Origin of the sequence: Bacillus sp. S3, assembly GCF_005154805.1 — a bacterium.
Lineage (GTDB): Bacteria > Bacillota > Bacilli > Bacillales > Cytobacillaceae > Neobacillus.
Genome location: NZ_CP039727.1, coordinates 576,316 through 601,387 on the forward strand (window position 1 = coordinate 576,316; position 25,072 = coordinate 601,387).

Below are 25,072 nucleotides of genomic sequence, written 5' to 3' on the forward strand. Positions count from 1 at the left end.
GGGGGAAATGAACATGACAATTTTGGACCACAAAATTGATTTTGCTGTTGTAATATCTGTAACGAAGGCCAATCCAAATGGAGATCCTTTGAATGGAAATCGTCCAAGACAAAATTACGATGGTCATGGTGAAATATCGGATGTAGCAATAAAGAGGAAAATTAGAAATCGTCTACAGGATATGGGGGAATCTATTTTTGTCCAATCTAATGATAGAAATATAGATGATTTAAAGAGTTTAAGAGAACGTGCTGAGTCTAATATAGCACTTCAGAAAATATTAAAATCTAAAAATAGCTCTAGTGATGAATTTGCTGAGATAGCGTGTGAACAATGGATTGATGTTAGAAGCTTTGGACAGGTCTTTGCTTTCAAAGGTTCCGGTTCTGGAGCAGGTGTATCAGTTGGGGTAAGAGGACCTGTATCTATTCATACCGCAACAAGTGTTGACCCTATTGATATTACCAGCATGCAAATTACAAAAAGTGTTAACTCAGAGCCTGGAAAAGAAAAAGGATCAGACACAATGGGGATGAAACACCGTGTGGATTTTGGTGTTTATGTTTTTTACGGTAGCATTAACACACAGCTAGCAGAAAAAACTAGATTCACTAATGAAGATGCGGAAAAAATTAAACAAGCACTTGTTACATTATTTGAAAACGATACTTCAGCTGCAAGACCGGATGGGAGCATGGAAGTGCATAAGGTTTATTGGTGGGAACATAATTCTAAACTAGGCCAATATTCATCTGCTAAAGTCCATCGCTTATTAGACATTAAACAAAATGTTGAAGAACCAAAGTCCTTTGACAATTACTCCATCACCTTAAGCGAATTAGAAGGTTTAAAGGTCGATGTCATAGATGGACTATAACGAAGAAGACAATTATTTGATGTTGTCCGGTATCCAGCACTTTCAATTTTGCAAACGCCAATGGGCGCTTATACATATTGAACAGCAATGGGAAGAGAACGTGAGGACTGTTGAAGGGCAATATCTCCATCGAAAGACGGATGAGCCCTTTATTAGAGAAAAACGTGGGAATAAACTCATTGTTCGCGCTATGCCGGTAAAATCAAATGAGCTTAAAATTACTGGTGTTTGTGATGTGGTTGAGTTTGTTGAAGATAAAAATGGCATTGAAATAAATGGTGCAAAAGGTAAATTTGTAGCATATCCAATTGAATATAAACGTGGGAAACCTAAAAAGGACGATTCAGATATTTTACAATTAGCCGCACAAGCGGTGTGTTTAGAGGAAATGCTCCTCTGTGAAATAGGCACGGGTTATATGTTTTACAATGAAATAAAGCATAGAGTCGAAGTTTCACTGACAAAAGAATATAAAAATAAAGTCAGGTCATTAATAGCAGAAATGAACGACTATTACAATCGTAGGCATACACCTAAGGTCAAAACAGGTTCCTTTTGCAAAAGCTGCTCCCTTCAACATATTTGTTTACCAGAATTAATGACAAAAAGGTCTGTAAAAAGCTATATTGATGGGAAGATAGATGAATGAAGAAACTCTTGAATACCTTGTTTATCAATCAAACAGATGTCTATTTATCTCTAGATGGTGATAATATTGTCCTTCTTAAGGAACAGGAAACGTTGGGCAGGCTACCACTTCATAACCTGGAATCAGTGATTTCGTTTGGATATACTGGAGCGAGTCCGGCGCTAATGGGTTACTGCGCAGAAAGAAATATTTCATTAGTATTCTTTACGATGAATGGACGATTTCTAGCCCGCGTTATTGGAAAAAGCAAGGGAAACGTCGTTCTAAGAAAGAAGCAATATCGATTATCAGATGATGAAGTTATGTCAGCGAAAATAGCTCGTAACTTTATAGTTGCTAAGATTTACAACAATAAGTGGATAATTGAAAGAATGACTAGGGATTATCCCCTTCGTATAGATGTGGCCCAATTTAAAGCAATCTCAAAGCATTTATCTTCTATTATTCTTGAGGTAAGGGAATGTGAGGATTTAGAGAGGCTAAGAGGGTTAGAAGGACAAGCAGCCATTAATTGCAATAAATTGTTTAATCAAATGATATTACAACAAAAAGAGGATTTTTATTTTAGGATACGATCAAGAAGACCACCGTTAGATAATGTTAATGCTATGCTGTCATTTGCTTATACGCTATTGGCCAATGATATGGCATCTGCATTAGAGGGCGTTGGTCTTGATGCTTATGTCGGTTTTTTGCATCGGGATCGCCCGGGAAGAGTTTCTCTGGCTTTAGATGTCATGGAGGAGCTGCGAGGTGTTTATGCAGATAGGTTTGTCTTGTCATTAATTAATAAAAAGGTTGTAAATAAAGATGACTTTTTAAAAAAGGAAAATGGCGCCGTAATTATGTCGGATGAGGCAAGAAAGAAGTTTTTAACAGCCTGGCAAAATAAAAAACAAGAAAAGATTACTCATCCCTATCTAGGTGAAAAAATACCTTGGGGGTTAGTACCGCATGCCCAAGCTCTCCTATTAGCACGGTTTTTACGGAATGATCTAGATGAGTATCCACCATTTTTGTGGAAGTAGGTGTATAAGCTTTGTTAGTTTTAGTTACCTATGATGTAAGTACTGTTACTGGTGGAGGAAAGAGAAGGCTGCGAAAAGTTTCAAAGGCATGTCAAAATTATGGTCAACGAGTCCAAAATTCAGTATTTGAATGTAATGTAGATGCCACTCAATTTGCTACTTTAAAAATAAAACTGACTGAAATTATTGATGAAACGGAAGATAGTCTAAGGTTCTATCAGCTAGGTAATAATTATAAGACCAAGGTTGAGCATATTGAAGTGAAAGAATCTATCGATTTGGAAAACCCTTTAATTTTTTAGTGCGAATGTAAAGCGAACATGGTAACCCTACTAGGTTCGCACCACATTTCGTGCGGTTAATTACCAAAATTAGGTATAATAATAGTGTGTTCTTTATTTATTAAAGAAAATGGTGTGTTTTTGATCAATTATGTCGTATTTTTTGGTTGTTTTGGTCAAAAATCGCTGTCGCACTCCTCGTGAGTGCGTGGATTGAAATATGCATGATGCAAACTCCTTTACTGGAAATTCAAGTCGCACTCCTCGTGAGTGCGTGGATTGAAATAAGATGGTACTGGTGCATATGTAAATAAAGGTTTGTCGCACTCCTCGTGAGTGCGTGGATTGAAATACCTATTCCGGCACCGCAAGTCGTTCGGGATAACGTCGCACTCCTCGTGAGTGCGTGGATTGAAATAACTCAAAAAGCTGCAGGAAGTTACGTGAAGTTACGTCGCACTCCTCGTGAGTGCGTGGATTGAAATGTTACGTTAGCATTGTGGTATACATCAACTACAGGTCGCACTCCTCGTGAGTTCGTGGATTGAAATCTTTATCTACTACGTTTGATTGACTGAGATTATAGTCGCACTCCTCGTGAGTGCGTGGATTGAAATCTCGACGCTATTGTTTTCCAGTTCACGTCTCTGGGTCGCACTCCTCGTGAGTGCGTGGATTGAAATAAATGTCTTGAGAGCAAGCCGCACAGTTCCTAGAGTCGCACTCCTCGTGAGTGCGTGGATTGAAATTGCAATGAAAGGATTAAGAACTCCAAAATTATTGTCGCACTCCTCGTGAGTGCGTGGATTGAAATATGCACGAAATACGTTTGATTCCTGGGCACGCGTCGCACTCCTCGTGAGTGCGTGGATTGAAATATCAAAAGTTTGGTGAGTTACACATTCGTTATTTGTCGCACTCCTCGTGAGTGCGTGGATTGAAATTCTTTTCTGTTGGAGCTCTTGAGATACCCGGCGACTTGTCGCACTCCTCGTGAGTGCGTGGATTGAAATATCATTTTAGGAGCATGGAAATTAAAAAAGGCAAAGTCGCACTCCTCGTGAGTGCGTGGATTGAAATAATGGCTACAAAGGATGATTTGGTTGATCCACGTGTCGCACTCCTCGTGAGTGCGTGGATTGAAATCTGAATGAGGAACTTCTCCATTTTGGGTAGTCTAGTCGCACTCCTCGTGAGTGCGTGGATTGAAATAACGACTATATCTTACTGTTAGCTATTGTATATCGTCGCACTCCTCGTGAGTGCGTGGATTGAAATGGGACACCTGATATCATCAATTACAATCGATTCTAGTCGCACTCCTCGTGAGTGCGTGGATTGAAATATATAATTTGTGCAGCATGCGCCACATTTTCGCATGTCGCACTCCTCGTGAGTGCGTGGATTGAAATTTGCAGAGAGTATTGGGACAGGCAAATCGGATGGCGTCGCACTCCTCGTGAGTGCGTGGATTGAAATTTAAATGATTTCTGGACAAAGTCTATGATCTATCGTCGCACTCTTCGAGAGTGTGTGGATGGAAACCTTAAGAATCAAATTATTCATACAGTATTAAATTGAAAAAGTCTAAATTTACAAAACCTGAGTATTATTTTAATAAGAAAAGGAGGCGATAAGGTGAAATCAATTGGAATCTTGGGAGTCGGTCAAGCCGGCGGGAATATTGCGGAAATTGCGGCAAGTATGGGCTTTCAAACTGCGCTTATTAATACGAACCAGCGCGATGGAATAGTGAATACAAGAGTAGAAAAGAAATATTTTGTTCCGGGGTATAATGGCGCTGGGCAAGATCGCTCAATTGGATTACGCGCCGTGAATGATCATTATAGAGAACTAATTGAATTTGTCCAGGGTGCTTTTAAAAACATTAAGCTTTTATTAGTAGCTTTTTCTACTGATGGAGGTACGGGCTCTGGTATGAGTCCGTTATTGATTGATCTATTATTAGATAATCTGCCAGGTATCAAGGTGGGGGCAATCGCGGTTGTACCCGATCGAAACGTATTAGCTGGAAATCGAATAAATGCCGCTGAGTGTATGGAGGAGATATCGAAAATAGACTCGCTTTCATCGGTGTTCCTAGTCGACAATGATCAGTTGCGTAAATTAAACCCACAATCTAGTAAACATCAAATCTACCTTTCCTCTAATCACCAAGCCGTGGAAGCGATAAATAATGTGCTTCAGGTAACGAAAAAGAGTTCCTTTTATGGAAACTTTGATGAAACAGATCTAATGAATATACTCTGGACTAGAGGCGTCACGATTATTGCTTCAACTGCAATAACAGATGCTAAGACTTCCTCGGATGTAACGAATAAAATCCAGCAATCTTGGGTTAACTCCATCTTTTGTCCTGTCGAAGCATCGGGTGTCATTCGCGCAGGGGTAATCTATGAAGGGCCAGAGAAAATGGCGAATTTGATTAATGTTCCTGGAATTTTCGAAAGGGTAGGGGAACCGCTGGAATTATTCGAAGGAACCTATATCACTGAATCTGACCCGACTATAACGACAATCCTAGCGGGAATGCCGTTTCCGAGCCGGCGGATGTTGGCGCTTGAGGAATCCCTGGAGAAAAATAAAGATCGGTTACAAAAACTTGTTAACAAGGAGCATACCCAGAAGTATGAGTCACGAATTTCATGGGCCTCCAACTTAAAAGCAAAACCTCAAGAAAGAAAAACGGGAAGCATTTCATCGAAGTTATCAAAATATCAAAAATAAACGCAGGAAGGGTCAGCCTCCCGTTGATTTTATTCAACGGGAGGCTGACCCTTTATTCTTTTTTACTATATTTACTTTTGTCCTGTTCAATAGCCGCTAGCGCTAATTTTTTAATCGTCATATCGTCCATTGGCGGATTGTGCAGACCGGCCCTTACGTCGCGATAATACCGCTGCAGGGGATTACTACGCTTAAGACTTTGTGCGCCGACAATCCTCATGGCTTTATCGACAATCGTAATCGCCGAGTTTGTTACCGTATGCTTAACGACGCCAAGTTCATGATCGATATAACCCCTGCGCGATTCATCATCATATGCTTCAGCAACACTGTAGATCAGATGTCTAGCCCGAATCAATTCTAGATCAATTTCCCCTAAAAGCTGCTGTACATTCGGTAATTGGCTGATGGGTCCGTTTAGACTGTTTGGTGCATGATGGTTAGCAAAATGGACAGCATAATCACGTGCTGCTTGGGCGATGCCGAGATAACAGGCAGGGATATGCAGAATCCAGCCGTTTATTTTGCCGCCCCTTGGAAAATCGGGCAGTTCGACAAGGTTGGAATCTTCGACGATGACATGATCCAAAACAAGGTCGTGGCTCCCTGTCCCTCTCATAGCAATGACATCCCATGTTTCATCAATTGCTAATCCCTCTAAGTCTTTATGAAGCAGGAAAAATCCCACTTTCTGCTTTTCTTCAATCCATGCCGATGTTAGAAAATAAGTTAATACAGGAGACATGGTGGTAAATGTTTTCCGCCCTGTCAGCACCCAGGCCCCGTCTTTTTTGACTGCGGTTGTTCCGGGACGCCCCCCTCTTGTTGGGCTGCCTGTTTGCGCTTCACTTACTGCCCGGTTCACTAAAGCGCCGTTAAGAACTTCTTTCGCGAAAAAGTTCAATTTTTCCTGATTCCAAAGCTTTGTTTCAAAGAGTTCGCCTACCACCCCGAGATTCCAACCCATTGCAAGTCCAGTCGTTCCATCAAAACTCGCCAGTGCTTCTTGCAGGAGGACCATATCATAGACCTTTAATCCTGCTCCGCCGAATTCAACTGGGAGGGTGATGCTTGAATAACCCATCTCCACTAAATCTTGAATATTTTCTTTTGGGAAAACCGCCAATTCATCAATTTCCGCCGACTTATTTTTAAATTTTTCCTCTTTTTCTCGTAATTTCTGCAGCCATTTCTTTTGATTTTCCGTTTTTATGAATAAGGTAAGCATAGTTTCCCTCCTAATTCTTTATCGATTGTTTTATGATAATTCCGACTTATTATATAGGAATTAATGATAGCGAAGCTTACTGGGACTGTCAAGAGATTTGATAGACCTTAATTTGTCATCCTTTTAAGATTTTACATAATAACTACCCAGTCTTAACATTGTCTCAATGAATAGGATGTATTGTATTAATTAAAGAAAAATAATTTTATAGATTCAAAATATGAATTAATTGTATAATATAAATGTTCAAAAAATGAATCTATAGCTTCGTATGGAGAGGAGAATAAGATTATGAAAGAAAAAACAGTGATCGAAGAAGTAACACCGTATCAACAAAAGGAAATGAACCGCCGCACTTTTTTGCAGAAGACAACGATGGTTGTTGGTGCAGCTGTGGGGGCCACACTAGTAAACTCAATAACTGGTTTACCTGTCAGTGCCGTATCAAGTTCGTCGATAATGAATTCCAGTGGAAACAAGCCGGATTTGATCTTTCCGGTGATCAGTGATGTACATATAAAGGCAAGCAATAATCAAACATTGAACAAGTTTGTCACAACCTTAGAGCAATTAAATTTGGCTGCCCCAAGGCAAGATGCTTTTGTAGTAGTCGGAGATTTAACGGATAACGGCTACACACAGGAATATGATAAATTTTTCAATGCCTATAACTCGAAAAAGCAGACACAGGCTGTTCCGATGTTTGCCATCGGCAATCATGATTACTGGAATGGCTTATCGGTTGCCAATGCGCAGCAACTGTTCCTTGAGAAAACGGGAATGGAATCGATATATTTTCATAGAGTGATTAAAGGCTATCACTTTATTATTCTTGGTACGGAGGATGGACTAACAGAAGGAACGTTTTCGGAAAAGCAAATTGGCTGGCTGGGTGAAAAGCTTAGAGAAGCGGCCGCTGAAGATCCGCATAAACCGATTTTTGTTTTTCATCACCAGCCAATCATGGGAACCATCTATGGAAGTGAGTGGGGCTTTTCGAAAAATAGAGACCTCTTCTATGATACGTTGAAAGCTTATCCACAAGTGATTTCTTTTTCCGGCCACACCCATTATCCGCTAGATGACCCGAGAATCATTCATCAAAAGGATTTTACTTCGATCGGGACCTCGACGGGGGCCTATCTATGGCTGGAAACAGGCAGGATTCAGGGGGAAGTTCCGGAAGGAGCAGATATCTTGAATCAGGCGCTTATAGTTGAGGTACACCATAACAAGGTATTGATTAAGCGCCGTGATATCCATAACAACGATTGGACGGGAGAGCCGTTTGAAATCAGCTATCCTGCTAAGCAAAATAAATTTACATACACAGAAGATCGTGACAAAAAAGCACCTTACTTTACTCATGATGCGATGATATCCATCGTTCATGACGATACGGCAGCTGCGGGTCTCACGGTTATGCTCACTCAAGCAAAGGATGACCTGCTTGTCCATGATTATAAGCTAAAGGCTAAGAATATGGAGACAGGGCAAGTGGAGAAGGAAGTCCTCGCGTTTTCGGAATTTTATAAGGATCCGATTCCAAATCCTTTAACACTACAGGTCAATGGATTAAAGTCCAATTCTCTTTATGAGATAGAGGTAAATGCTCTTGATGCATTTGCCAATCAAAGTCAAAACTCCTTGAAGGTGTTAGGGAAAACCTCCCAAGGGCCAGTGATAACGCTCTCCAAAACTGAGTTAAATGGTATCGAGGATAAAATGGATGTCGTTGTGGAAAATGTCAGGGTTCCAAATGGTGACTGGATTGGTCTTTATGAAGTGAGTGAAAATCCGGGGAATGTTGGCTCCATTTGGTGGATGTATACGAAGGTAACAGATGGAACATGTGCTTTCACATTCGATCCAAAAACGAATACCTATCCGGCGCGCTATAAAGAAGGCGCAACCTATAAACTCATTTATTTCTATGGCAGCGGCTATGATGCTGTAGCTGAAACGACCTTTACAGTTAGAAGTAAATAAAATGAACTAAGTAAATGGCACAGTCCTCCACCGAAGTAACGGGCGAGGGACTGTGCCTCTTCTATACATATTTATTAATCGATTTAATTTTTCCATCATCTCTTGGCTGAGGAGTGAGATTTTCATCTCCAGGCATCAGTCTCCATTTCTTTTTGACAACGATTCGAAGCCAGGTTCCAGGAATCCAGGAAGTAATAAGCGCTAACATAACAAGGATAGCAAAAAACTCCTGATTAATAATTCCTGCGGCGTAGGCAACGGAGGAAAGGACTATTCCGGGTCCTCCACGGTCATTAATCGCAACCCCTAAGTTAAAACTGGTTAAACGATCCTGTTTAATCGTACGCGAGGTGATATAGACGGCCAATGTTTGTGTTAAGGTTGCAAATAAGAAATAGGCAAGGAAGAATAGTGGGTTAAAATGTCTGATAAGGTCTAATTGTAATCCCACCGTTGCAAAATAGATGGGGATAAACCAAGAGAAGGAAATATTGCTGACCCCTTGCTCCAGTCGGCCCGATAATGCTTTTGGCAAAGCAACATTCGCAATAATTCCTGCCAGAAGTGCACCGAAAATGGTTTCCACATGAAGAGTGCCGGCAAGTGATGCAAGCATAAACATGATAAACAAGAAATATCCAAGGTTAGAGGATCGAAATAACAGGTTTTGTTTAATGACGGTTAGCCGCTTAAAAAGAACATAACCTAGGATAAAGGTTCCGAAAATAAATCCAAGCGATATCCCCACGCTTTTCAGGGCTGTACTAACGGTGAAAGCACCTCCATTACTGGCAATGGCAGTGGCGAAACCAAGGGCAACCCAAAGCAGAATATCATGGAATCCTGCGCATGCAATCACTATCTTTGCAAACCTTGTATGCATAATGCCAAGATCGTTAAATATTTTGGAAATAACTGGAATAGAGGTAATCGCAATGGAAATAGCGATGACGATTTTTATGGCTAAAGGATTATTGGCCGTACCTAGATAAGGGGAAATATTAAAAATATCAGCAGCAAACCAGCCAACAATAAAGGCTGGAATGGTTGCACCGACTGCTAAAGCAGTGGTGATTTTGATATCCTCCTTATTAAATCTAGTTTGAAATTTTAGCCCCGAACAAAACATCAACATCAATAAACCAAATTGATATAATAACCCAAATAACTTTTCCTCTGTCGGAAAACCAAGAAACAGCCATTTAAACGCCTCGGGGAAAAAATGTCCTAGTAAAGTAGGTCCAAGTACTAAGCCTGCAGCCACTTCCCCAATGACGCGGGGTATATAGATTCGTTCAGCTAAATATCCTAATAAATGTGCCATTGCGAGTAAACAACCCATTGCTAAGAGAAAATGACTTATTTCAGCGCTAGTCAAACTAAACATTTTTATGGTCAACTCCTAGTTAGATTAGTTTAAGGTATGCAGAAGTTGTCCTCAGGTAGTGGGCGAATGAAGGGTTGTCACAAAATGGGTGCATTTTCTATTTGTCCATTCGTTTGAATCAACCGTAATCGTCCAATTGAATGATATTGATAATAATTAAAGATGAGCAATTGATAGCCCGAGCCATTCGGAAGATGAAAATTGTGGAAGAATTCTTTATCTGATTGATCTCCATACACAGTGATACTGTCAAAGTATTTTATCGAAGTACCAAATTTACTGAGTTTTACAATCGAATACTTGATAGGCCATGAATGATCATGTGTTATTTGCGAACCAATGATGGTGACAGTATTATTTTTTATTGTAAACTTTGAACTCGAAAAAAACGGCACCTCAATTCCCAAACCCCAATTTATATAGTCGTCTCCATTTTTGTTAATGTGATTGAACCACCTGTCCCGATACCATTCTTTTATTTTTTTTAGCTTAAATAACGTGCTTATCCCATCTTTTTCTCCTCCAGCCAAAAATAAATCTTACTTTATTAAGTGCTTGCGGTATCTGTTAGGTAACGGCTTTGTCCCAGTTTAAACGCCTATTTTTAGGACAAGGTGCACAGCAGCATTTTAAAAAATGTTCATCGAGATGAATGAAGACTATTACTAATACACAAAATATAAAAAAATAAAAAGGAGTGGTAGAGATTGAAAAAGCTAATCTTATTGTTAGCGCTAGTAATTCCACTGGGGTATGGAGCCTATTTTCAGGGGGGTCTTGCCAAGGCAGCCCCGAAACAAACCCATATTTCTGAAAAGCAAGCAAAAGAAATTGCATTGGGTAAAGTAAAAGGGGAAGTTGTCATGGTTAAGCTGGAAGAGGATGATGGACGCCAATATTATGAGGTCATCATAAAAAAATCCGGTTCCATGTATGAAGTGGAAATTGACGCTAAGACTGGCCAAGTGATTGAGGTAGAACAGGAAGGATCACGCAATGGCGATGATCACGATGATCATGATGATGACCATGGAGATGATCATGATGATGATCACGGTGATGATTAAAAGAAATTAACAAAAAGTTGCATGTCACCTTTGATATGCAACTTTAGCTATTTATAAGAAAGGCGAAAGCGCCCTGTAGCTAGACATTTATCAAAGCCGAAACCTATAAATTCTTATATTTTAAAAAAGGAGCAGATTGATGATAAAAAAATTTGTGGTTATTTTATTATGTTTCAGTTGCTATTTGACATATGAAATACCAGCTTTAGCGGAAGCGTCTACTAGTAAGGAAATAGAAGGAAATGAGGGAAAGACAAAGCCCAGTCCTGTTACTACTGAAAATACTAAAAAAGAGAATAAATCGGTTACAAAAGGGAAGTCAAAAAAGCAGAAAGTGGAAGATGACGATGACATTGAACTAAAACCAGAAAATTTGGAAGATGATCTGAACTGTACAAAGGATATGCAGTATACAGTAGAGCAAAAAAAGCGCCTTGACCAGATTTACCATCGTATTTATAAGGATTATCACGCTTTAATAGAAACGTATGCATGGGCTGGGGCTTTAACAGACGAGCAAGCAGCTGTTCGCCATAGCATGCTGAAGAACTACATACTGACCTTTGCCAAAAGAAACTATAAATGGTGCAGTGAGTGGGAAGAAGATGAGTGGGAGGAAGAATGGTATAATATTGACCGTGATTAAAGCACTTTTTCATGCCATATTAGCATTTCTTTATTACCCTTGGAATATAGTAGTAGAAAAAAAGAAGTGATAAATATGGTATATTTTGTTGTGGGCTTGGGAGGGGTTTTAGGTACTTTTGTGCGGTTTTTTTTAGATGATTTCCTTTCCCGAACCGTTCTTCCTCTCTCCTCAGGTATCTTACTCGTCAATCTTTCAGGCTGTTTTATGATTGGCTTTTTCTTATCATTGAACTCAGAGCGTTTTTCACCTGTAATAAGAATTGGTTTTGCCACAGGTTTTTTGGGTTCCTATACTACCTTTTCTACCTTTAGTGTGAAAGTGCTGGACTTATATAAAAATTGGGGACTTCAAACAAGCGCTATTTATACGCTTTTGACAATCATTGGCGGTTATTGTTTTGTTCATCTTGGACATGCCCTTGCAATGAAAATCGAGAAAGGGCCGTATTAAGCCATGATGAAATTTCTACTGATAATAGGTGCAGGAGGATTTTTCGGTGCCATTTCTCGTTTCTTCCTTAGCAATTTGTTCTCGAAGTGGACAGTCCTTTCGATTCCAACTGCTACATTTATGATTAATGTCTCAGGTTCCTTTACTCTAGGATTCATTTATGGCGCAAACTATTTTTCTGCGGATCAAATGCATTTTCTTTCGGTCGGTTTTCTAGCCTCATTTACGACCTTTTCCACCTTTAATTACGAGTTGCTGCAGCTTGAAAATGGAGGAAAATGTTCCCGCTTTTTTCTATACGGTGCTTCCATGTATGTGGCGTGTATTCTTGCTGCCCATTGGGGATATTTGTTCGGGAGCAGCTAGCAGATCAAATAAAGAAGAAAGGATTAGTCCTGATTTGGACTAATCCTTTCTTCTTTTTATCATACCTATGTTAACGATTCTTTCCCTGTCGGAACGGTTTTCTCTCGTTCTTTCGGGATGATTAAATTTAGAATGACGACAGCAATCGCGCCAACCGCAGTTCCGGAAGAGAGAATATAGTTTGCAAAATCAGGAACGCTGTTTAAGATTTCTTTTGGAAGAACCATTGTTCCTACAGTCAAGAGGATTGGCACTCCGATGACCATCATATTACGGTCATCGATGACAACATGCTGAATGACTTTTAAACCGTTCATGACAATCGCCACACAGACAACCCCGAAGATCCCGTTAATGACAGGTTCTGGGACACATGTAATGATGGCCGATAGTTTAGGAATGAGTCCTAATGCGACCAAAATAATTCCTGCAGCGATAATCGCCATTCTGCTGGCAACCCCCGTAATCGCAATAATACCCGCATTAGAAGAATAACCTGTCATAGGTGTACCCCCGAAAAGAGATCCGACGAAACAGCCAAGACCTTCGCCGACAGATGCCCGGTTCAATCTTTTTTCATCTAGTTTACTGTCAGTAACGGTTGATACGACGAACCAAGTGCCTGTCGTTTCAATTAAGATTACCAAATAAATAAATACCATGGTTAAAATCGCTTGTAAATTAAATACTGGTTTTCCGAATGGGAAAAAGCTCGGAAACGAAATCCAAGATGCTTGTTTTACAGTAGAGAAATCAACGGTTCCAAATAGTGTTGCAGTAATCGTGCCAGCGATAATCGCCAGGATAACAGACACTAGGCGGAAAAATGTACCGTACCCCTTTGTTTTACGTCCAAGAAGAATACAGATGATTAATACCGCAGCGGAAACAAAGGCGATGATTACATTGTGCCCAACATTTCCAGGTGCGTGATAAATACTATTAAAAGCATTAGGCATTAATGAGATTCCGACAATGACGATGACCGTTCCTCCAACAAGCGGTGGAATAATTTTTTGTACGGCTTTAGCAAACCATTTTAATGGATACCCAATTAGTGCAATAATCAATGCCCCTGGAAGAAGACTGCCGAATACAGCACCTAATCCAAGCTTGCCGCCGATTGCTGCCAACGCACCAATTGGGACATAAGAGGGACCCTGAACAACGGGCAGCCGAAGACCGCCAATGGTTTGGATCAGTGTTGCCAGTCCAGCCGCTAAAAAACACATTTGAATGAAAAAGGTAGTATTCATCGAATCCAATGATAGTAAACCAGCAATGATGATTGGGGCGATATATAAATCCATCGCGAGAACATGCTGCATGCCAAGTAAAAAAGCCCTTCCCCAGCTGATTTTTTCATCGATGCCTACGGCAATGTTCGTGTTTTGCTCTTTTTGGACCACGTAATATTCTCCTCTACTTTAAATTTGTTTGAAACCATTAAACAATAAAAGAATGTAAGATTAGATAAAATAGCATTTTTCACTACAGTTATGTTAGAAACTTCACTTGAATTATAAATAATTATTTAGTGGTTGTAAACAGTAATTTACGTATAATTATATATTATTTTTATATAATGTTCGTGTTTTGGGTTGACTTTAACGGAAATGCTTCATAAAATATAAGTAATATTAGGAATTTGAAGGGATGGTATCGTAAAGATGATTTTGGAAGACAATGTTTTACGCAGTGACTGGATCGTTGCTTGTAAGATAGAGGATGTCAAAGAAGAGCCGTTGCAGGTAACGATTTTGGGAGAGCGGGTTGTTTTCTTCCGCAATGAAGAAGGAATATACGCCTTTAAGGATCTATGTATTCACCGAGGCGCGGCTTTATCTTTAGGCTGCGTAAAGGACGGAAATCTCGTTTGTCCTTACCATGGCTGGGAATATAATTCTGCCGGTACATGTACAAAAATACCGCAGCTCCCTGAAGGAAGATCGATTCCATTAAAAGCAAAGGCAATAAAGTATACATGCAGGGAAGCATATGGATTTGTGTGGATTAATCTAAACAACAATAACCCGGCATTCTTTGAATACCCTCAATATGCGGATGGTAATTATCGTACTGTCTTGTGGGGTCCGCAGGAGGTAAATGCTAATCCGCCAAGAATTGTCGAGAATTTCTTGGATGTCGGCCATCTTTCATTTATCCATGAAGGGTTTCTTGGGGTACAGGAACACCCTGTCATTGGAGATTACGATGTTCATATGGAAGGGGAACGGATTTTTTCAGATGAAATCGCCATTTTCCAGCCCGACCCGGATGGGTCCGGACAATCGAAGGATGTTTTTTATACCTATGAAATCGTTCGACCGCTGACCGTTCTATTCACAAAAAGAGATCCGGATACGGAAAACAAGATGACCATCCTGCTAACCATCCTGCCAATTGCAGAACGCAAGTCGATTGCCTATGGAATTATGTCATTTAACTATGAGACGGGAACAAGCGACCAAGAAATCATCGAATTCCAGGATATGATTTTCGCCCAGGACAAGCCTATCGTTGAAAATCAGAAACCAGAGGACCTGCCGCTTGATTTACAGGTAGAACTATCATTGAAATGTGACCGGATGAGCATCGCCTATCGACAATATTTAAAAAAACTTGGCGTAACTCTAGGTACGGATTAAAAAAAACGGGTCAATCCCTCTTGCGTTAAAGCAATGAGTGATTGACCCGTTTTCTAAAAGAAAAAGTATAAAATTTTGACTTTGAGAATTGTCCAGCTCCAGCGCCCTAGCGGCTAGTGTCCTTCGCTCTCCGCCCTACGATAAGTCAACATCGAAACGCCTCCGGCTCTTCGTGTTTCCTTTATCTCAGTTGGAGCGCTCCACAAGGAACGCTTCGGCAGCATAGGAATCGCACGAAGGAAAAGCGTTAGCTTTTCCAAGGAGGCCATACACCGCTGACCAGGGCGCTTACGCTTTTCTCATTCATATCTTAGAGCATCAATTGGGCTAAGCTTTGACGCCTTATTAGCCGGGAGGATTCCGAAGATGATCCCGATTAAAGCAGAGAAGCTGACGCCAATTAAGACGATTAAGGGACTGACCGTTGCCACAATAGGAGATAATTGCGAAACAAGGATGGTTCCGATTGCCGCTAGTCCAATGCCAAACAGTCCGCCTAAAGAGGTTAAGGTGATCGCTTCGATTAGAAATTGCAGAAGGATTTTCTTTCTTGTCGCTCCAATAGCTTTCCGAAGTCCTATTTCTCTCGTTCTTTCCGTTACGGAAACAAGCATAATATTCATCACGCCGATTCCGCCAACCAAGAGGGAGATTCCGGCGATACTGCCAATGAGTAAAGTCAGCAAGGAGATCATCGTGTTTAATTCTTTTTCATAATCCGCAAAGTCGTTTGTAGCGTATTTCCCATCTTCCAGTCCTTTTTGTTCTGTCAGAGTTTTAGCAGCCAGTTTCCCGGTTTCAGAAACCTTTTCAGGATCACTGGCAATCACTGATAATTGTTCGATTTCCCGGTTGCCGAACATCATCGATATGACCGCACGGGGCATAAGCATTTCACCGCCATCAGGATTTCGGTATTGTTCAGGGATTGGTGATTCATACACGCCTACGACCTTGTAGGGATTATCATTTAGGTCAATGATTTCACCAATCGGGTTTTCCTTTTCTTTGAAAAATTTCTTTCTTGCCACAGTGTCAATCAGGACAACCCGATTTAATCCATCATTATCTGCGGCATATAATGCGCGTCCTTCTACAACCTGAATACTTTTAGCAGAGAAGAATTCGGCTCCGACACCGGTAATTTGCATATCCCCCTGCTCATCATCCCGAATCATGGTTCCCCAGCCGTGGTTGATGGCAATGACAGCCTTCACACCTGGAACATTAGCAAGTGTTTGGACATCTTCCTGCGTCAATTCCGGCTCTTCCCAAAATGCTTCTGGTTCTCCTTCAGGCGGAACATATTCATAATACAAATCAATCGCATTTTTATCTGTACCGAACAATTCATCTGTCATTTGTTTTCTCGTACCCTGGCCAATCGCAACAATAATGATAACAGCGGCAACTCCGATAATAATCCCAAGCATGGTTAAGATCGACCGAACTTTATGATTCCAAATCGACGAAAGGGCAATTTTGAAACTCTCCAAGATGTTCATGGCGCTACCCTCCGGTCATCCGTAATCACGCCATCTTTCAGTGTAATGATTCGTTTGGCATAGGCGGCGATTTCCTCCTCGTGTGTCACGACAATAACTGTTTTTCCTTCTTCATTAAGCTGCATAAACAGCTTCATGATTTGTGCACTTGTTTTTGAATCAAGCGCACCAGTAGGCTCGTCAGCTAAAATGATCGTTGGATTGTTGACGAGGGCTCTAGCGATGGCGACACGCTGTTTCTGTCCGCCCGACAATTGATTGGGTAAATGCTTCATTCGATCTTCCAAGCCGACCTTAATCAGCATTTTTTTAGCCCTTTCTGTCCGTTCCCGTTTTGAAATACCTGCATAAACGAGAGGGGATGCGACGTTTTTGATGGCGTTGTCTCTTGGAAACATAAAGAATTGCTGGAAAACAAATCCGATATGTTCATTTCTTAACCGAGCCAGGACGCTCTCCTTTGCAGAGTCGACTTGACTGCCATTTAATTCGAATGTACCTGAAGTTGGATAATCTAAGAAGCCAATGATATTCATTAAGGTGGATTTCCCTGATCCAGATGGACCCATAATAGCGACAAACTCTCCATCCTCAATCGTTAAATCAATTCCATGAAGGACAGGAACCTCAAGAGCTCCCTTTCCATACACTTTTGTGATCTCACTCAACTTCATCAAATGAGGTCACTTCCATTCCATCATGCATTTGTTCGTTAGGTGTGATGACGATAAGTTCTCCTGATTTTACTCCTTCTGCCACCTCGATGAATTCATCATTCATCGCACCTGTTTTGACTTCCCGTCTTTCAAGCTTTCCATCTGCTAAAATATAAACAATTTTGATTCCGCCTTCGTCAACTAGTGCAGGATGTGGAACTACCAGTTTTTTGTCTGATCCGCCGACTTTAATTTCTAAGGAAACGTGGAAGCCCTGACGTAACTCAGAGGTATCATCAGTGATTGCGACCTTAAAAGGATACATCGTTACATTGCCGCCGGGTGCGCCTCCAAATTCTCCACCACCGCCGCCTTCCTCATTTGGAAATTGTGAAACAGATTCAACGGCACCCTTCCATTCCCTGTCTTTATAAACCTTTGGACGGATAATAACCGGCTGTCCATTCTGGATCTTTACGGCATCAAATTCACTCATCGTACCAATGACTTTATATGGCTGGCTTGAAATGATTTGAATGACAGGTTCCGCTGCCCCTGCTTCGGTTTTCGCCACGTTTTGATTGACCTTGACGATAATCCCATCCATCTTGCTGACAATTGTCATTTCTTTTTTCTGGGCATTCAGTTCTTTGATGCGGTCGTCTGCAGAGGCAATCTCTGCTTTTGTTCCCTCGTATCCCATCTCCAGCTGCACCTTTTCAGCGGTTAGCTGGTTTACATCTGTTCCGCCGCCTGCCTCATCAGTTGAAGGAGTGGCTGAATTCTTTTTCGCATTAGCGATGCGTTTCGCTAGATCGGCAATTTGTTTTTTTTCCGTGTTTCCTTTACTTTGTAGTAATTCCTTTTCACGAACAGCTCTTTTTAGCTCGTTTTCTATTTTTGAAGAATCATAGATTAGTAAGGGATCACCCGTTTTAACCATCTGGTTTTCTGTCACTTTATACTCGCTTATTTCTCCCTTATCCGGTTCCAAAAAGACCTTTTGCTCACTCTCAGGAACGATTTTTCCGGTAACTAGGATCGTTTCCGTCAATTCTTGTTCACTAGCTTTTTGAACGGTTATCCCCATTTCACCGGCTTCAGTTCCAGCAGGTTTTGCCTCGTTTTTGGTTATAAAATAGGCAGCTGTGCCTCCAATAACAAGCAATCCAACTATCGATACAACCCAAATCCAAACCTTTTTCTTCACAATATACCCCCGTCTAATCTATTATTTATCTCTATACATTTACTATAAATGAAATGGGGAATTTTTCAATTATTTTCTATTATTTACAACAGCGGGATCAAAAAATCGCTCATTTTACTATTGAGCGATTAACGAGAAGCTGCTTAATTAAAGAAAATACCTCTTTCTTGGTTTTAACGGATAGAAGAGGATGGATGGACAGGTAACGGTGATATCAGGGAAACCTTGTATTGTACGGATTGTCTGCTCATCTTCAAACGTTTGTAAATCTACCAGGCCGAGCGCGCCTGTTGTACAAGCCTCCACGCAAGCCGGAGCCATTCCGAGATCCTGTCTTGGGTAGCACATTTGGCATTTGCTGACCTTTCGCGTTACAGGATTAAATTGTGGTGCCTGATAGGGACAGGCTGTGACGCATAACTGACAGCCTGTGCAAAGATTTTCATCAATTTGGACAATGCCATCTTTGCGCTTAGTGAATGCTCTTTCCGGACAGACACGGAAACATTCCGGGCTGTCGCAGTGATTACAAGAAATAGATAGATATAGTTCAGGTGCTGCTTTTTTAACCCTTCGCCATTGGATGCCGGCAGGGGTTTGATTTTCATTTTTGCAGGCAATTTCGCATGCTTTGCAATTGATACAATCATCCGCATTGAAAATGAATCCGGCCCGTTTATACATGCGTATCTCTCCGTTTCCTAATTTTCACTTTGCTGTCATAAAAGAACGTACTAGATCCACTTGCATCCTTATCTTCCTTTTGGGAGATTAATTGATTAATGGGGTTGCTTCCAGCCTGGGAGGCTAGCACCACATTAGCCGGCAATGTTGGATTAATTTTAAGCGCCCCAGAGATGGACCCGTGTTCATTGTAGATCTCAATATTTGTATGATCTTCCATCCCATGTTCGTTCGCTGCACTTGTAGAGATTTCAATGATATTGTCAGTCTCCCTATGATCTAACCAAGATACCGATTCATATTGAGAATGGATTTTCAACAATGATTGCGGCGATAACAGTCTATAGGTTAATGGCTCCTGAGGGTCATCAGCTTGGAACTGCGCTTCAATGGCCGGAAGAAGTTTGAATTTCTCTGGATTCGGCTGAAAGTCATTTATTTCTATTTTTTGCTGCGGCCCTTCTAGTAAGTCCTCATAACTGGTAAGTCCATATTGTTGCATAATCTCCGGTGAAAGTTCTTCTTTTATCCAGTCAATTGGTTCTTTTTCAAAAGGAAAGTTAGAAAACTCTGGGGAGAGGTCATTCAGCTTTTTTGTCAATTCCCTGGCAATCTGTAAATCACTTTTTGCTTCGTAATAAGGAGGGATGGCTTTTTGGTTAAGGGCTAACCAATAATGCCAATACCCTACGTTTAAATCTTCTTCTTCAAAATGAGAGGCTGCCGGTAACACAATATCCGACTGTTTCGCCGTTTTGGTCAAATAAAGATCCACTGTCACGATGAGCTCTAATTGATTGAACAATTGCTGCCATGTATTAAGGTTTTGATCCTGCGTAATAATATTTCTTGACGCTACCCAAAGGAATTTAAGCGGCGGATCATTTAAAGCAAGTGCGTTTTTTGAAAAATTACTAATATCCACTTCTCTAGAGTCAGCAATGGTTGGATGAACAGGCCCTTGATGGTTAACAAGCCTTTGCGGGAAATGATCAATATCAAAATGCATATAGTATAATCCGCCATATGGAGTGCGTAGATTATTTGTCATAGCTGCAAGACTGGTGATCGCGCTGATACTATGGCCGCCTTTATCGTTTCGTTGAAGCCCTAAGCCGTTCCAGGTGATAGCTGGTTTTAATGTAGAGTAAATTTCAGCAAGTTCTTCCATTGCCTCCATTGGGACACCTGTTCGTTCCAATACTTCAGAAAAGTCGAGTTGATTCTGAAGAAAGTCCTTATATTGATCCCAGCCAATGGTTTGCTTCCGAATGGTTTCTTCGTCACCAAGCCCTTTTTCGATGATGATTTTGGCGATGCCTAAAGCAAGCCATCCATCTGTTCCTGGGTTTATTTGGATAAAGATATCCGCCTTTTCGGCAGTTCTCGTAAAAATAGGATCAATCACAACAAATTTTGCTCCGCTGCGCCTTGCCTCATAAATAAACTTCATTTGATGGACATTGGTAACGGCAGGATTCGCCCCCCAGATGACAATGAGGCTGGCATGTGCCATATCCTCGGGAACAGAGCTGTAGTTTTCTCCAAAGGAATGGTTAACGGCGAGTTTACCTGTTAAAGCACAAGGGTTCCCGGTAGGTTTTGTATGTGGACCCAAACTATTAAACATCCCTTCCACCGCATAGTGCAGTAATCCAAGATTTCCTGAGAATTTGTTGTAGCCGCTGGCAAGATTAGAACCATACCGCTGATTTAATTCAATGATTTTTCTAGCAATAATAGAATATGCTTCATCCCATGAAATTCTCTTCCAGTTTCCAGATCCTCTGGGACTTTGAATCATTGGGTACTTAAGCCTTTGTGTATTATAGACAAATTGGGTGGAGGCATATCCCTTGGCACAAAGTCTCCCCTTTGTAAACCCGTGTTTCGGATCCCCGGTCACTTTTATCAGCCGGCCATTTTTAACATGTGACAAGATGCCGCAAGTTCCATAGCAATTACGCGGACAGGTGTTTCTGTAAATGCCATCTTTCATTTTGTACAACCTTCATTCCTCATATTTTTCGAAGCTGTTTAATTTTGAAAGCTGCCATAATATCTAAGCGAACGTGTAAGTCATCCAATTTCACTTGGAGAATATCTTCAATTCTTTTCACGCGATAACGCAGTGTATTTCGATGAAGAAACGATTCTTTGGCCGTTTTACTCATATCAAATTGATTGGCAGCAAGAGCTTCAAGGGTTTCGATGAGGTTTCCATCATGATGCTTATCGTGTTCAAGTAAACTTCCTAATGTGTGGTGGTAATATTCCAGTAAATCTTGAAGATCATGTTTATATAAAATCCGTTCTAAGCCCAAATCGGTAAATAATGGTGTTGGAATATTCAATAAGATGCCTAATTCCAGCGCTACTTTTGCCTCTTGGTAACTTCTAAAGATGTCAGTGGGATTCATATACTTTTTCCCAATTCCACAAGCAATGGCAACCTCCGAGTTCATTTTTTCTGCCTTATTTAGAATCGTCTCAGCAAAGGTTTCCAGCTTAATTTTGTTTCCATCATGATGATCATCTGGCAGCGGGATCAGGATAATCACCTGATTTTGTTTGGCCATGGCAATCGGTTTGATATTTTGCAAAATCAACTCTTTTTCCACAACTTGCAACAGCATATTCACCATGTGCTTGTTCGTGAAAAAGTGATTTTCTTCTTTATATGAAAATACGATGACAACATAAGGGATACTAAAATCCCATCCCCAAATGTCCCCATATTCAATCACATCTTTCTTATTCTTGATGTTTCCATACAGCAGGTCAAAAAGAAAGGCTTCCTTAAATTTTTGCTTTTCTTGCCTGATTTCTAGACTTTTCTGCATTTGCAGGGCACATAAAGAAGCAGCAAGCGTAAGAGTATCTTCATACAGATCTGCCTCTAATGGCGAGTTGTTACTATATATAACGATATACCCTAGTTTTTTATTATTTGAGATTATGGGACAAGCAAATCCAGTCGTTAAAGTGTGAATGGTTGAAATTTGGCAGCTGAAAACAGGAATGGATGAATGAGGCTCCTGCTGCTGATCAGGTATGATCACTATTTCATCGATTGCATCATTTCCTGTTGAACAAGAAAGAACCTGATAGAACGGATCCACTACAAGGACTGGAAGGGATAAAAGGGTGGAAAGCTTTTGAATAATCTGGTGAACCCCTTGGCTTGAAACGGTCAATAATTCCTGGACAAATTTTGGAATAGCAAATGAAGTGTGCATCAATTATTCACCTTTCTCCTATTTAAATGGTATCTACATTCATCTTAAAGCAAGCAGATGGCCTGAACAATGAATGTCACAGAATCGTTAAAGACTTTTGTATGCTGGGCACAAAAATGGCCGTGCTTATTCGTACAGCATGGCCATATCAACTCAACAGCTAAAAAACTATAATAAAATCATAAAGTGAATGTGAATTTATTCACAAGTAACCGATGTTGAAGAAAACTTGCCGATTGGCGAGCCGTTAAGGCGGAGATTAGGCATAGTTGCACTTAAGACTGATAGGATAGTTATCCTTTCCTATCGGCTAAAAAAATCCGAAAAGGAAGTTTGATAAGATGAACAATCTTTCAAAAGACAATTTCAGGACAGTAAACAATAAATCACTTGTTTCGTATGCAGACATTTACGCAAATATTGAGGCTGCAACCCTTGAACAGATTCAGTCTTTTGGATTGCCGCTTTCCAAAAGGGAGCATCATAATGCTGAAGTACACGAAACATTGCTTTCGAAGGGCGCTACTTATCGAAATAACAACAAAAGTATTCTATCAAACAAACGGATTTCAAGTGCTTGTGAAGCCTGTGCAAAAGGGACTGGTAGTTATACCACCTTCGTATCGTTAAAATGCCACCGAGATTGCTATTTTTGCTTTAACAAGAATCAAGATGAATACAACTTTTATTTACAAAACAAGAAAAATATAAATGGAGATTTAAAGAGTTTAGTAGAACAGGGTGTCATCTTGACACACATTGCGTTAACAGGAGGGGAGCCACTGTTGCATAAGGAAGAAGCGCTGGCCTTTTTCCAACTTGCAGACGAGCTAGTTCCTGATGCACATACAAGATTATATACAGCAGGAGATTTGCTTGATGAAGAAATTCTACAAGCATTGTCTGATACTCATTTAAATGAAATTCGCTTTAGTATCAAAATGGAGGACTCAGCACAAAAGAGAAAGCACATTCTTACGAAAATCGCTCTGGCTAAGAAATATATACCGGATGTAATGGTTGAAATGCCGGTTATTCCGGGAACCGGAGATGAAATGAAGTCGCTTTTGCTTGAACTCGATCGGCTTGATATTTTTGGTATTAATTTATTGGAATTCTGCTTTCCTCTTGGGAATGCACAGGCCTTCAGGGATAAGGGTTTAGAGCTTAAAAATCCACCATATGAAGTGTATTACAACTTTTGGTATGCGGGTGGATTGGCTGTGGCAGAAAGTGAAAAACTTTGCCTGGATCTCGTCAAATTTGCACTGGAGAAGAATCTCAAGCTTGGTGTTCATTACTGCTCATTGGAAAACAAATTTACCGGGCAAATCTATCAGCAAAACCATGATCAAATTTTAGACGGGACGTATCAACTTTCCCCGCGGGATTATTATTTTAAGACAGCAAAGGTGTTTGGGAAGGACAAGGTAAAGGTGAAGAAAGTGTTAGAAAAAAGGCATGTGCCATTCACGATGAATGATAATTACGATTTTCTGCAATTCCCAATTGCGGCGATCCCATTTTTGAAATTTAGGGAGGTGGATATCGTCATTTCATCCAATGTGGTCGAAATGGAGGAATATGAGGAGGTCATCAGGGAAGTGCAGCTGAAATTAACCACACCTAATATGTTTGTTCTTAAAGAGGTTTGAACCTACTTGCAGAAAAGGAGCGATAATATGGAAACGGTAAAACAGTCGATTATGATCAAGGATCTAGTCAATATTTTCTATGCAAGGCAATTTGCATATGACATTTTAAGAAGATTCTTCATTGAGGAGCCATCAAAGGAGTACATCAAAGAATTTATTCAAAGAAACATGATTGAACAGTTCCCTTTCCAGGAAGAGGTAGATGGAATCCACGAAGGGGTTCAGGTGGTCAAACGGTATCTATCCAAACATGATCCTGTCCATATTGACAGCCATTTCGAGGATTTGCATTGGGATTATACGAGGATGTTTATTGGGCCTTTTGAAGCACCAGCGCAACCTTGGGAATCGGTCTATGTAAGAAAGGATAAGCTTTTGTTCCAGAAGACAACCATGGATGTAAGAAAGGTATACGAGAAATATGGTTTTCAAACATCAGATTTCAATGTTGAACCGGATGACCACGTTGGTCTGGAGCTTGATTTTGTCTATCGGCTAAACGAGTTTTGCATTCGGGCAAGTGATGAAAAAAAGCCTGATGTGTGCAGAGAAATTAATCATTTGCTTAAAGAACAGCAGCGATTCATCGATGAACACTTGCTGGCATTTATTCCTCATTTCGCTGGAAAGGTCATTGCACATGCCGAAACAGGATTTTTTAAAGGGCTTGGAGCGATCTTGGAACATTTTATACAAATGGATTCAAAAGTTCTACAAGAACTATTGAAGATAGAGATTGTTAAGGACAAATAGATA

23 protein-coding genes and 1 CRISPR repeat array are annotated in these 25,072 nt (G+C 40.6%); of the genes, 13 read left to right on the forward strand and 10 right to left on the reverse strand.

What is annotated here, in order from left to right; all coding sequences use genetic code 11:
• Positions 1-13: 13 nt before the first annotated feature.
• The 5 genes from cas7c to FAY30_RS02700 all read left to right on the forward strand — a co-directional run bounded on the left by cas7c (position 14) and on the right by FAY30_RS02700 (position 5,583).
• A complete protein-coding gene (gene cas7c / locus FAY30_RS02680) occupies positions 14-877 on the forward strand; it encodes a type I-C CRISPR-associated protein Cas7/Csd2 (RefSeq protein ID WP_149868442.1) in 864 nt (287 codons plus the stop codon).
• On the forward strand, positions 867-1,526 hold the full coding sequence (gene cas4 / locus FAY30_RS02685) for a CRISPR-associated protein Cas4 (RefSeq protein ID WP_149868443.1): 660 nt from the start codon (positions 867-869) through the stop codon (positions 1,524-1,526). Before cas7c ends, cas4 begins: the two co-directional genes overlap by 11 nt.
• The gene (gene cas1c / locus FAY30_RS02690) at positions 1,523-2,554 is read left to right on the forward strand and encodes a type I-C CRISPR-associated endonuclease Cas1c (RefSeq protein WP_149868444.1); all 1,032 of its coding nucleotides are present in this window, start codon (positions 1,523-1,525) and stop codon (positions 2,552-2,554) included. Before cas4 ends, cas1c begins: the two co-directional genes overlap by 4 nt.
• A gap of 11 nt (positions 2,555-2,565) precedes the next feature.
• Positions 2,566-2,856, forward strand: coding sequence for a CRISPR-associated endonuclease Cas2 (gene cas2 / locus FAY30_RS02695; RefSeq protein ID WP_149868445.1), 291 nt, complete (start codon positions 2,566-2,568; stop codon positions 2,854-2,856).
• Between the two features lie 167 nt (positions 2,857-3,023).
• Positions 3,024-4,380: direct repeats of the CRISPR family, unit length 32 nt; unit sequence GTCGCACTCCTCGTGAGTGCGTGGATTGAAAT.
• 93 nt (positions 4,381-4,473) lie between these two features.
• Positions 4,474-5,583: an FtsZ/tubulin family protein gene (locus FAY30_RS02700; RefSeq protein ID WP_149868446.1), complete on the forward strand. Its 1,110-nt coding sequence runs from the start codon at positions 4,474-4,476 to the stop codon at positions 5,581-5,583.
• Between the two features lie 52 nt (positions 5,584-5,635).
• On the opposite strand, the gene FAY30_RS02705 is transcribed toward FAY30_RS02700, so the two are convergent.
• On the reverse strand, positions 5,636-6,811 hold the full coding sequence (locus FAY30_RS02705) for an acyl-CoA dehydrogenase family protein (protein WP_149868447.1): 1,176 nt from the start codon (positions 6,809-6,811) through the stop codon (positions 5,636-5,638).
• A 291-nt stretch (positions 6,812-7,102) separates the two neighbouring features.
• Between FAY30_RS02705 and FAY30_RS02710 the strand changes: the two genes are divergently transcribed.
• Positions 7,103-8,800, forward strand: a complete 1,698-nt coding sequence (locus FAY30_RS02710) for a metallophosphoesterase family protein (RefSeq protein ID WP_149868448.1) — start codon at positions 7,103-7,105, stop codon at positions 8,798-8,800.
• A gap of 61 nt (positions 8,801-8,861) precedes the next feature.
• On the opposite strand, the gene FAY30_RS02715 is transcribed toward FAY30_RS02710, so the two are convergent.
• Together FAY30_RS02715 and FAY30_RS02720 are read right to left on the reverse strand one after the other, a co-directional pair.
• Positions 8,862-10,187, reverse strand: coding sequence for a cation:proton antiporter (locus tag FAY30_RS02715; RefSeq protein ID WP_149868449.1), 1,326 nt, complete (start codon positions 10,185-10,187; stop codon positions 8,862-8,864).
• Positions 10,188-10,264: 77 nt separating this feature from the next.
• Positions 10,265-10,717 (reverse strand): hypothetical protein, encoded by a 453-nt coding sequence (locus FAY30_RS02720; RefSeq protein WP_149868450.1) that lies wholly within the window; start codon positions 10,715-10,717, stop codon positions 10,265-10,267.
• 177 nt (positions 10,718-10,894) lie between these two features.
• On the opposite strand from FAY30_RS02720, the gene FAY30_RS02725 reads away from it, so the two are divergent.
• The 4 genes from FAY30_RS02725 (at position 10,895) to FAY30_RS02740 (ending at position 12,719) form a co-directional block, all read left to right on the forward strand.
• Entirely contained in the window at positions 10,895-11,254 is a 360-nt protein-coding gene (locus FAY30_RS02725) for a PepSY domain-containing protein (protein ID WP_149868451.1), read from the forward strand.
• 139 nt (positions 11,255-11,393) lie between these two features.
• Positions 11,394-11,900 carry a DUF2680 domain-containing protein gene (locus tag FAY30_RS27060; protein WP_190284795.1) on the forward strand — a complete coding sequence of 169 codons (507 nt, stop codon included), beginning with the start codon at positions 11,394-11,396 and terminating at the stop codon, positions 11,898-11,900.
• Positions 11,901-11,975: 75 nt separating this feature from the next.
• A complete protein-coding gene (gene crcB, locus FAY30_RS02735) occupies positions 11,976-12,353 on the forward strand; it encodes a fluoride efflux transporter CrcB (RefSeq protein WP_149868452.1) in 378 nt (125 codons plus the stop codon).
• A gap of 3 nt (positions 12,354-12,356) precedes the next feature.
• Positions 12,357-12,719 carry a fluoride efflux transporter FluC gene (locus FAY30_RS02740; protein WP_149868453.1) on the forward strand — a complete coding sequence of 121 codons (363 nt, stop codon included), beginning with the start codon at positions 12,357-12,359 and terminating at the stop codon, positions 12,717-12,719.
• Positions 12,720-12,784: 65 nt separating this feature from the next.
• On the opposite strand, the gene FAY30_RS02745 is transcribed toward FAY30_RS02740, so the two are convergent.
• Positions 12,785-14,128 carry a uracil-xanthine permease family protein gene (locus FAY30_RS02745; RefSeq protein WP_149868454.1) on the reverse strand — a complete coding sequence of 448 codons (1,344 nt, stop codon included), beginning with the start codon at positions 14,126-14,128 and terminating at the stop codon, positions 12,785-12,787.
• Positions 14,129-14,389: 261 nt separating this feature from the next.
• Here FAY30_RS02745 and FAY30_RS02750 point away from each other — a divergent pair, with 261 nt between their 5' ends.
• The gene (locus FAY30_RS02750) at positions 14,390-15,367 is read left to right on the forward strand and encodes an aromatic ring-hydroxylating oxygenase subunit alpha (protein ID WP_149868455.1); all 978 of its coding nucleotides are present in this window, start codon (positions 14,390-14,392) and stop codon (positions 15,365-15,367) included.
• Between the two features lie 299 nt (positions 15,368-15,666).
• Here FAY30_RS02750 and FAY30_RS02755 read toward each other — a convergent pair whose 3' ends face one another.
• From FAY30_RS02755 to FAY30_RS02780, 6 genes are all read right to left on the reverse strand, one after another.
• Positions 15,667-16,872 carry an ABC transporter permease gene (locus FAY30_RS02755; protein WP_149868456.1) on the reverse strand — a complete coding sequence of 402 codons (1,206 nt, stop codon included), beginning with the start codon at positions 16,870-16,872 and terminating at the stop codon, positions 15,667-15,669.
• Positions 16,869-17,549 carry an ABC transporter ATP-binding protein gene (locus FAY30_RS02760; protein ID WP_149868457.1) on the reverse strand — a complete coding sequence of 227 codons (681 nt, stop codon included), beginning with the start codon at positions 17,547-17,549 and terminating at the stop codon, positions 16,869-16,871. Before FAY30_RS02760 ends, FAY30_RS02755 begins: the two co-directional genes overlap by 4 nt.
• Positions 17,533-18,738 (reverse strand): efflux RND transporter periplasmic adaptor subunit, encoded by a 1,206-nt coding sequence (locus tag FAY30_RS02765; RefSeq protein ID WP_149868458.1) that lies wholly within the window; start codon positions 18,736-18,738, stop codon positions 17,533-17,535. The genes FAY30_RS02760 and FAY30_RS02765 overlap by 17 nt, the downstream gene beginning before the upstream one ends.
• 147 nt (positions 18,739-18,885) lie before the next feature.
• The gene (locus FAY30_RS02770) at positions 18,886-19,422 is read right to left on the reverse strand and encodes a 4Fe-4S dicluster domain-containing protein (RefSeq protein WP_149868459.1); all 537 of its coding nucleotides are present in this window, start codon (positions 19,420-19,422) and stop codon (positions 18,886-18,888) included.
• Entirely contained in the window at positions 19,415-21,421 is a 2,007-nt protein-coding gene (locus FAY30_RS02775; RefSeq protein ID WP_149872566.1) for a molybdopterin-dependent oxidoreductase, read from the reverse strand. Before FAY30_RS02775 ends, FAY30_RS02770 begins: the two co-directional genes overlap by 8 nt.
• A 19-nt stretch (positions 21,422-21,440) precedes the next feature.
• Positions 21,441-22,661, reverse strand: a complete 1,221-nt coding sequence (locus FAY30_RS02780) for a PucR family transcriptional regulator (RefSeq protein ID WP_149868460.1) — start codon at positions 22,659-22,661, stop codon at positions 21,441-21,443.
• A gap of 341 nt (positions 22,662-23,002) precedes the next feature.
• Here FAY30_RS02780 and FAY30_RS02785 point away from each other — a divergent pair, with 341 nt between their 5' ends.
• Together FAY30_RS02785 and FAY30_RS02790 are read left to right on the forward strand one after the other, a co-directional pair.
• The gene (locus FAY30_RS02785) at positions 23,003-24,316 is read left to right on the forward strand and encodes a radical SAM protein (RefSeq protein ID WP_149868461.1); all 1,314 of its coding nucleotides are present in this window, start codon (positions 23,003-23,005) and stop codon (positions 24,314-24,316) included.
• A 27-nt stretch (positions 24,317-24,343) separates the two neighbouring features.
• Positions 24,344-25,069 carry a TorD/DmsD family molecular chaperone gene (locus FAY30_RS02790; RefSeq protein WP_149868462.1) on the forward strand — a complete coding sequence of 242 codons (726 nt, stop codon included), beginning with the start codon at positions 24,344-24,346 and terminating at the stop codon, positions 25,067-25,069.
• Positions 25,070-25,072: the final 3 nt, after the last annotated feature.

Bases quoted from the DNA above. Each gene is read 5' to 3' on its own strand.
- FAY30_RS02785 (WP_149868461.1), top strand. From the start codon at position 23,003: ATGAACAATCTTTCAAAAGACAATTTCAGGACAGTAAACAATAAATCA.
- cas7c (WP_149868442.1), top strand. From the start codon at position 14: ATGACAATTTTGGACCACAAAATTGATTTTGCTGTTGTAATATCTGTA.
- FAY30_RS02750 (WP_149868455.1), top strand. From the start codon at position 14,390: ATGATTTTGGAAGACAATGTTTTACGCAGTGACTGGATCGTTGCTTGT.
- FAY30_RS02775 (WP_149872566.1), bottom strand. From the start codon at position 21,421: ATGAAAGATGGCATTTACAGAAACACCTGTCCGCGTAATTGCTATGGA.
- crcB (WP_149868452.1), top strand. From the start codon at position 11,976: ATGGTATATTTTGTTGTGGGCTTGGGAGGGGTTTTAGGTACTTTTGTG.
- cas1c (WP_149868444.1), top strand. From the start codon at position 1,523: ATGAAGAAACTCTTGAATACCTTGTTTATCAATCAAACAGATGTCTAT.
- FAY30_RS02715 (WP_149868449.1), bottom strand. From the start codon at position 10,187: ATGTTTAGTTTGACTAGCGCTGAAATAAGTCATTTTCTCTTAGCAATG.
- cas4 (WP_149868443.1), top strand. From the start codon at position 867: ATGGACTATAACGAAGAAGACAATTATTTGATGTTGTCCGGTATCCAG.
- FAY30_RS02740 (WP_149868453.1), top strand. From the start codon at position 12,357: ATGATGAAATTTCTACTGATAATAGGTGCAGGAGGATTTTTCGGTGCC.
- FAY30_RS02705 (WP_149868447.1), bottom strand. From the start codon at position 6,811: ATGCTTACCTTATTCATAAAAACGGAAAATCAAAAGAAATGGCTGCAG.
- FAY30_RS02710 (WP_149868448.1), top strand. From the start codon at position 7,103: ATGAAAGAAAAAACAGTGATCGAAGAAGTAACACCGTATCAACAAAAG.
- FAY30_RS02770 (WP_149868459.1), bottom strand. From the start codon at position 19,422: ATGTATAAACGGGCCGGATTCATTTTCAATGCGGATGATTGTATCAAT.
- FAY30_RS02790 (WP_149868462.1), top strand. From the start codon at position 24,344: ATGGAAACGGTAAAACAGTCGATTATGATCAAGGATCTAGTCAATATT.
- FAY30_RS02755 (WP_149868456.1), bottom strand. From the start codon at position 16,872: ATGAACATCTTGGAGAGTTTCAAAATTGCCCTTTCGTCGATTTGGAAT.
- FAY30_RS02780 (WP_149868460.1), bottom strand. From the start codon at position 22,661: ATGCACACTTCATTTGCTATTCCAAAATTTGTCCAGGAATTATTGACC.
- FAY30_RS27060 (WP_190284795.1), top strand. From the start codon at position 11,394: ATGATAAAAAAATTTGTGGTTATTTTATTATGTTTCAGTTGCTATTTG.